At 64.9% G+C, this 453-nt stretch carries 1 protein-coding gene; it reads right to left on the bottom strand.

What is annotated here, in order from left to right:
• Window positions 1-416, bottom strand: a 416-nt coding sequence (locus tag DEQ92_RS22680) for a hypothetical protein (RefSeq protein ID WP_115821812.1), incomplete at its 3' end; no start/stop codon positions are given.
• Window positions 417-453 lie beyond the last annotated feature (37 nt).

Raw genomic sequence — 453 nt, 5'->3', positions numbered from 1 at the left:
TGACACGTGATCGTGACGTCCTCGCCCCGGTGTGACGTCTGTACTGCCCACATCTGCCCGCACCCGAGAAGGGTTCGCCAGTCGTCACCGACCTGCTGGTCGACGGAGACGAGGATCTCGTCCGTTTCGGCGTCGCGACCGGCGTATTCGATCCGTAGCAACTCGCCGAAGACGTTCACTCCCGATGGGGTGTCGAGTCGGACCGGCGTGGTTCCGGTGCGTCCGTTCGGCCCTTCGACGACGACGTCCGCGACCGGAACGTCTTCGTCTGGCGTCTGAAACGTCACTTCGAGGGCGTTACCGTCCACTTCGACGCCCATGACGTCGATGAACGACGCCGAGCGGCCGGTGGCGTCTGCCACCTGTCGACGAAGCGGTTCGAGCGGAAGCCGGGCGGTGTCGGAGCCGCGTCCCATCTCTTCGAGGGCCTACATCGGGGAGACGTATGACTTC

The organism is Haloferax sp. Atlit-6N (assembly GCF_003383195.1).
GTDB classification, from domain to species: domain Archaea; phylum Halobacteriota; class Halobacteria; order Halobacteriales; family Haloferacaceae; genus Haloferax; species Haloferax gibbonsii.
The sequence above is the reverse complement of the archived record's forward strand: the minus strand, read 5'-3'. Positions and strand labels throughout refer to the sequence as shown.